An 8,111-nucleotide genomic window follows, 5' to 3' on the forward strand; every position below is an offset into this window, starting at 1 on the left:
AGGTTACCGGAGTCAGATGGTTTACCGAAATCGCTGCTCAGGGACGGTTTCACCCCCTGATAATCGTATTTGTCATAAAAAGTAAAAGTTAATGGTATCAGCGTACCACTGCTGAATACATCCGGCAACGGATTGGTGACAGCCATGCTCACTCCTCCATTATTCATAGAAGGATTAATATTGATGTCGGCATCTGTACTATTGCCGGTATCAAAACCACTTTCCAACGTCACAGAATTGGTGGCTTCATAGAGGTTACGGTCATGATAAGCGACTGTCAGATCAGCTGTACCCGGGAAAACATAGCTGCTGTTACCGGTATTGGTAATGGCGCTGTTCATCTGCGTCTGTAGCACCTCCCGTGAGATATCCCTGTTGTAGAGCGCTGTCTCCACCGGGCGGTTCAAGCCGTCGTAAAAGGTGACATGCCATTGCTGCTGCGTGCGCTGATTGGCATCCCTCGTAAATACCAGCCGGTCACGCACGTCATACACCATTTCCACTGCGCCTGCACCCGGCAGTTTTTTGGTGATCATCCTGTTCCGGCTGTCATAGCCATATTGAAAACAAAGACCATCTGCGATGGCTGCAGTATTCCAGTTTCCGGTGATTTTCTCTACCCCCAACGGCGGAATCACAAAACGCAGATTGTTCAGGTCATCATAGATGTAATAGGTGCACAGCCATCCCATATGGGCGGTGCCGGCATTATTACCAGCCACGCGTAGCTTTTTAAGCACCTGCTGACCGGATTTGTCTTTGTATTCCACCACCTGACCACCGTCTTCGTCTGTTGTTACCGTCACCGACAGCTGTCCGGCAGCATATGTACCCGGACTGACAGCATTTCCGGCAGCGTCCATATTCCAGATACGCACGGAATCGCTGACTGTGTTGACAAGATATTGTATTGTCACCGGTTTAGTGGTCCAGCTATTGCCTGGGGCATAGGTTTTCAGCACCCGGTTCAATGGGGAAGCCTCAAATTCTGTTTTGCTATAAAATATCCGTTCATTGGGGTACTTACCGGAATTCCGGTAAAACTGGTCCTGATCGTTGAAAGCAGTCGTTTTAAACTTGCCATCGGTAGCGGCATGCATATAAGGCAGATACTTAAACGCCTCGCGCCCGAAAGCATCGTATATCACCGGGGTTACCATGTCATTACCGGCGCCGCCCATACCTTTCATCACCGTCTGCAATGGCCGGCCAAGCCCATCAAAGTACTGCGTGGCCTGCTTTACATCGGCTGTCGTATTACCCGGGGCTGTCACAGCTGTCGGATCTGTAAGCGGCTTGGAAGGCTCCCAGGTCCGGATATAGCTGATGGTCATATTCGTATAGGCGCCAGGGATGTTTTCAGGCGTCGCTCCTGGAAGTCCACCACCGCCAGGATTCTGGCCTGAGACCATCTGGCTACCGGACAAAATAGCTGTAAACAACAAAAATGCAGAAATTTGGATGTAGCTACGTTGATTTCTTGCTCTCATAGGTATTATGCTTGGGCAACAGTTGAAACAGGATTCAGCAGTTAAAAATATAAAATATTATTCAAATAGGGTATCTGAAATATGAAGAGCTTTTGTAGGTAAAATCCCATCCTTTTTTAGTTAAACAACTTTCCAGTTTAACAGATCAGAGAATAGATTTTAACAGGAAGCCCTGGCGAAGATGATCATCGCCAGAGCATTTTCAATAAAAGCAGCCATAAACAGTGACCCAGCTATTGGCCAACGGGCTGCAGATACCGATAATCGAATTGTTTAAGTATTTTACCATTCAAATCTCTGATGAGTTTAAGTCTGCCGAAACCATCATATTCATAGAAGGTGACTTTACCGGCAGGATCGGTTTCACTGGTGAGCCCCCAAACAGGAGAATAGGTATATGTCGAAACCAGCATTTTCTCATTGCCTGGCGCCTTCCTTATTTTGTCGATTTCATTTCTCAGCGCTTCATCATTGGCTGGATTGTCCAGTACGTTGCTATCTACGTTAGATATAATGGTATTATAGTCGCCTCCTGCTATTTTAGCGACAGGATATTGTTTTTTATACCCCCATAAATAGACTTCATGCACGTCATTACTTTTTGACTGTTCCAGTATATTAGCTGTGTTATCATAGCTAAAAAACGTAAGTCTGTTTTCCATCGGATTACTTAGTGTACGACTGAAAACACTTTCAGGCAAAGGCAAACCCGATGGCCATACATTGTAATTGATCACCACCTCTTCCACGGAGCTATTATTTTTAAGCTTGGACTGCTGTAATAATGTTGCCGCGTAGTGTTTGGCTCCCAGTAGAGACTTAGCCGCAGCAGCGCTGGCTGACAATCCGTTGATGGAATCCAGTGGATATTTGCTGACAGTGACCAGACTATCTCCTGTACTTTGCAACGCTACCATACGGGTGAGCAGACCATGCTGCGGATTCTCATAATAATAACGGATTTCCTTTTGTAAAGAATCATTCCTCTCAGGAAAATAATCTGTTTCGATAGTTCGGGTTTTAACGATCCAAGGGCTGACAATGCGGCTTTCAGCGTAGGAATAGTTCTTAATCGCGAACTCATGACAACCTATCGGGTTAGGCGGATTCCCCGGATCACATATTTCACAATCCTTCAGACATACCTGAAATGAAAATGGTTGAATGACTTTTACCTCAAAATAGTTGGGTAATCCCTGACCGTAGCGATCAATGGTGTAATTATTGTTTACCGACCGAATAAGCTGACCAGTGTTATTATAGTATTTTTCTGTCATCAGATGTCCCCTAAAGACATCCATGTCAGTAGCGGCCTTATTTGACAAGCCATTTGCCCTGATATTCGGTGTGCCGTCGGGACCTGGCAAATCAAATGCATACAAAGCAGCACGCGTATTGGGAGCCTCATTCTTAAAAAGCGACACAACCGATCCATTGCTGGTAGCACCGGACACCTCCTCTTTTACGCAGCTGTACCCTACAGGAGCCCCCTGAGTGAACCCTAAATAGTTGGTGGAGAAAGTTGCGCGTTGCAGAAAAGTACAGAGGCCGCTGTTTGTTGTTTTGAGTTCGGCGAACATGTAAGGGCTGATCAGGTTTCCTGAAGAACGGGAAGTATCCCCTTCCATACGGTAGTAAAAGTTCCGGATATTTTCCACAGGAGTAACCCCGTCATTGTTAATAATACTTTTAATTCGTAACCCACCACCTTTCACTACTTTGATCGTATCTGTACCATAGGCAAAGTAATCTACCCGGATAGAAGCATTCTGCACCTTTCCATCCACCGCCGCCGAGATTTCGTAAGTCCCTACATCAGTAATATCCAAGGTCCTGGTAGCGGTGGCGTTAATCATAAACTGTTCATAAAGCACCGTCTTACTTCCGTCGGTGTTGATTCGTTTTACATACACACTGGGACCGTTTTCAACGGGTGTTGCCCCACTGTAGTTGCCGCCTATCGTCATGGAAATTCTTTGCACATGGTCTATCGTAAAGGTTTTCGCATTATAGGGAGCATTTACGGTGTTGGTCATGGAAGCGGAAGTATTTGCCACGCCGGCTATTTCCGGTCGATCAGTAATCATTCTGCCCTCCTTAAACCCATAGTCATTACTTTCATAAATAAACTGGGTATATCCGCCGGTAGGATAAATTATCTTCTTTAGTACACCAGTGATCGCGTAAGCTGCATCAGGTTTTCTATTGGCTCCGGATTTGCTATATAAGGGTCCCCAAACGCGGGGATCAATTTCTGGCAGCAACGTGGTATTCTGCGCGCCATTAAAGTATCCCCAATAGTCCTGAGAAAGAGAGGTTACTGCTGGAACAGCCGTTGGTGCATAATACTCAAATGTATGTACTAAGGTGCTGGTATCATTGATGGCATATTGTGTCAGTCTATCCAGTCTAAGTCTGAAAGAATTTCCATTATTTTCAAAATAGCTATAGGACAATCCAAATTTCATTTTAGATACTCCTTTATAATCGGAAACAACCATTGAATCTACTTTCGATACGCCCTGCAGGTCCAGCCGGTTGCCTGTATTATAAAAATGTACATTTTCAAATGGGGTGGTAATATCAGTCAGCACCTTACCATTATAAGTGGTGCTCGAAACAGAGCTCGACAGGTCCAGCGGCATACATCTACTATAACTTCCTGCCGCCTGCAGATAATCAACAGAAGAGTATTGTATCACTTCAGGCAAATCATCTGTTGCAGAATAGCTCAAATCAACCGTACCAAAAGGCGTTATAATCTGGGTCAGGTACCAGGCGGACGTGTGGCTGGTAATTAATCCTCCTCCGCCATCAACATGCGAAATCTCGTTGGCACTAAATATATACCTGATTCCATTTTCGTCCACTATTTCAAACCTGGACAATGTATTATCGTGTGAGATGGATAGATCCTGAAAGGGAATGATATGGGCCTTCTTCTCCGGCGTTGCGTCTATGACAAATTTCCCGCTCTTCCCACCGAAATTATAGTAAAACACGTCAGGCTCACTGTCATAAGAACCACCCAAAAACTGCGTAAGGTCATGGCCTCTCAGATCGGCAGGCACCACATTGCCGTAATTCCAATAACCCAGCGCCGATTCATCCGGCTTCCCATGCACAGTACGGGTGATTACCCCTCCGGCGTTTAGCGACCATCCCAATCCCACATTACTGGCCCTTTCCTCTATTTTTAAACCACTGGAATGGTAGTTAAGGGATATCGGCAAGGAAAATTTTCCCAGCTTCACCGTATAAAGCGGAATACCTATATTGGGGATGCCTGTATACAGCCCTACTGGCACATCCCCATATTTACCCAGTGCAGCGGCATTCGGAGAAGGAGGAATCAATTTGGGCAGGTCCGTCATTTTGGACTCGGACTGCGCATATAAACGGGAACAGTCTGTACCCAATAACCAATACAACATTGCCAGGCAGATGAAAAAACGTCTCGTAAGAGCAAATACAGTGCATAGGAACATGGTAATGAGGATAGATATAGTGATCAAATGGTTTAAACGTTTTGAATAATGAAATAATAAATAGTTTGCTTATTGTTAATAGGTTTATAAGAGTCGAAAACTTTAAAATAAACAAACTCACCCTTCAAGTTTTCCCACCCCTTAACCAATGTATCTATAGAAATCTAAACTCCTGCAGATAGCTTTTAAATTTATCAAATTTATTATCATTTATATTATAAAGAAGTATTGTTGCTGCATCTTTTCTAACAATACATTGTCTTCTTCTCGGGTTGATTCTTATGTTACCAACATTATATTTGCTATCATCCAAAGGGAAGGTATTGATAAAAGCTGCTAGTTCAGAAATCGCTGGTTCATATATTGAATCCCTTTTAGTTGAAAAATCCGAAAGATCAATGTTAATAATAACAGATTGATGATCAGCATAGTAAAATAAGAATGAAGTAGAATTTGTCATCGTATACCACTTTATCCCTTTAGGAAGCTTCACATAAAATGGTTTGGGTTTCAGTATTACATCATCAGTCTTTAGTCCAATATCACTGCGGTAAATCAATATATTACTATCCGGATAAAAGGTTATGTCACCCTGGTTTATTTGCATTTTATTTTCTCCGGCTACCCTATCAATATAACGACTGCATGAATCCATGCTAAGCAGTATTAATATTCCAATGCCCCAAACTACCGAAGGACTTTCTTTCATACTTATTTTCGATTTAACTGACCTATTGCCTTCTTTAGATCATCAAACTTTATTGTAACAAAGTTCCCCAGCATTATAGAATGCCCGGCATTTTTATAATTTCCGAAGTTCTATACCTCCAGTGAAGGAGATGTGTTCTTTTGAATATACCCTAAAACAATATTCGTCTCTATTTTGTCTATATCCTAACGATTCTACTCCTGCACATGTAACATCGAACCGCCCGGATATTCCAGGTCGAAAGTGTAGTCCTTTTCACTTAAAGGATGCAATTTCTTTCTACCTCTTTTTTTAGCAGAATTGTATATTTTTAAAATAATATACGATTGGTCAAACCAGTTCCTTCCTATCTCGATTTCATAGTTATGTATCTTTCGCTGGCCTTTTGCTGCATATTCATAGTAGTCAAATTTCAGAATCAGCTTTACACCTTTCTGCGATGATAACAAACTGACATAATCGTCATGACTAAATGACAATCTTCCTGGATAATAACTAACATTCATAACTTTCCTGTTATCATCATTTTCCATAAGTACTTGGGGATTATACAGAGATTTGGGCAACTCTCCATCTATACTTATAATAAAATCAAATTCCTTTCTCTCCCCTTGCGCCAATAACGTTTGACGACAAAGAATACATACAACTATTAACAATAGACTTCGCATAGTTACTATCTTAATATTTTTTCAATGGCTCTCCTTGTAAGTTCTACTCTAGGAATTGAGTTACTATCATATATAACAGCACCATTAGTTCTGGTAGGAATACTTAACGTCCCATCCGGTTTTTTGGTGACACTATTACGATTAACTGTACCTAACGGTCCTACTATGATGTTTGTTTGGTATTGCCAAAATGTTTGTTGATCGGTACGCGGGCCAGTCGAAGGTGTATTTGCTGACTGCGGATAAAACATGTCGCCCACTTGCTGCACGGTAGTAGGATGTGAATGAATCGAGGCTTCCACATCTCTTGTAGTTGTACCTGCTGGCAAATCTGGTAAGGAGCTGGGAGCACTTTGTATATTATTAACTATTGTAGGTTCGGGACCCGTTTGGCCCCGAACTACGGTTCCATCTCTCATTACAATAGATGCCTCCTCCTTCAAACCTCTATTGGCAATCGTTCTATCTAAAACATTCAGACTTTCTGTTAAGGCAGCGTTACTCGGTAGCTGAACCGCCGATGATACCGTGCTCACTTGGGTCGTACCACCTTTTTTATCGATCTTCTCAATATCTTTAACCTCCTGTTTATTTGTTACAACATACTTTTTACCGTCATTTATACCGTCTGTGCCAATTCTATTACCTCTCTCTGTATAAAAGTCGCCAGGTACCATCCCGTCCGGGTCAACAAACCTGATAGGGTTGTTAAACGTATAATTATATGGAGACCATCTCCTCATTTTTTCGGACAATGGATCAATAACGTGCCACCGACCTGTCTGCACATCATACATCCTCGCTCCATAATCATACCACTCCAATCCACTTCCATCCCCAAACTCCTTATTCTGCAGCTCTTTCCCATTATACTTCATCCTGTTCTCCGGATATTTGGTTCCCATCAACGCATTCGAACTAATCCCCGCCATCGTCAATCCAAACGGATAATAATGCGTCTCTTCCAACACCGGCCCACTGGCTTGTGCTACCAGCAGATTATCAAAGAATACCTCCTGCGTACTCTCATTACTGGTATAAACATACAAAAATCCGCTCTTTTTCATGACCATTTTATCTTGCAAAAGCGTCTGCAACTGATCCGGCTCTGCTTTTACCTGCTTCACCCCGCTGTTTTCGTTTACCATCTTAAACTGGTCATCAAATAAAACATAATTCAGATAAGCTTTGGGTTTACCCGGCTGCTGGTCAGGATTTTTTTCTTTCAGCTGGCGATAATCGTTATTATAAAAATTAGCATTAAATGGCATATTACCTACCGGCGCTACGCTACCGTGCGTAGCATCAGCAGAAGCGGTCCCTCCAAAGGCAGCAATAAGGTCCGCTACCATATTTTCCGCCGGTACAGCAGGACTGTTTTTGTTAACCGGGCCATTGGATTTATAAAACGCCTTACTACTCAGCTGAATCGTATCCCCTGCCATGACCCTTAACACCAGCGAAGGACCGATCTTTTTACCGGTGCCGGTAGCCGTCAGTTTAGCCACTGACTCATTTTTGCCGGCGCTTTCATCTGCCGGGTAACCGATTGGTTTGTTGCTGCGGGTATTGTCAATATTACTGAACAGCAGGTTTTCTTTGGCTGCATTGGGTGTTTCCATGGTCGCAGCATACATGGATAAATTCGTCTGCTCCGTTAGCACCAACCGCGTATTACCCAGGTGGTCCTTTACAAAATAGTCGTATACAAAGTCAGGCGCCTGACCAGCCTGATAAACAGTCCGTATCCGGC

General features: G+C 43.2%; 5 protein-coding genes. All 5 read right to left on the bottom strand.

Annotated elements, in window-relative coordinates; all coding sequences use genetic code 11:
* Positions 1 to 1,490, bottom strand: a 1,490-nt coding sequence (locus HHL17_RS33270) for a DUF6443 domain-containing protein (protein WP_240976051.1), incomplete at its 3' end; no start/stop codon positions are given.
* A 233-nt stretch (positions 1,491 to 1,723) separates the two neighbouring features.
* Positions 1,724 to 4,924, bottom strand: a complete 3,201-nt coding sequence (locus tag HHL17_RS33275) for an RHS repeat domain-containing protein (protein ID WP_169229160.1) — start codon at positions 4,922 to 4,924, stop codon at positions 1,724 to 1,726.
* A 208-nt stretch (positions 4,925 to 5,132) separates the two neighbouring features.
* On the bottom strand, positions 5,133 to 5,687 hold the full coding sequence (locus tag HHL17_RS33280; RefSeq protein WP_169229161.1) for a hypothetical protein: 555 nt from the start codon (positions 5,685 to 5,687) through the stop codon (positions 5,133 to 5,135).
* A gap of 194 nt (positions 5,688 to 5,881) precedes the next feature.
* On the bottom strand, positions 5,882 to 6,358 hold the full coding sequence (locus HHL17_RS33285; RefSeq protein ID WP_169229162.1) for a hypothetical protein: 477 nt from the start codon (positions 6,356 to 6,358) through the stop codon (positions 5,882 to 5,884).
* A 5-nt stretch (positions 6,359 to 6,363) separates the two neighbouring features.
* A partial coding sequence (locus HHL17_RS33290; RefSeq protein ID WP_169229163.1) for an RHS repeat domain-containing protein occupies positions 6,364 to 8,111 on the bottom strand: 1,748 nt, incomplete at its 5' end.

Origin of the sequence: Chitinophaga fulva (genome assembly GCF_012927205.1) — a bacterium.
Lineage (GTDB): Bacteria > Bacteroidota > Bacteroidia > Chitinophagales > Chitinophagaceae > Chitinophaga > Chitinophaga fulva.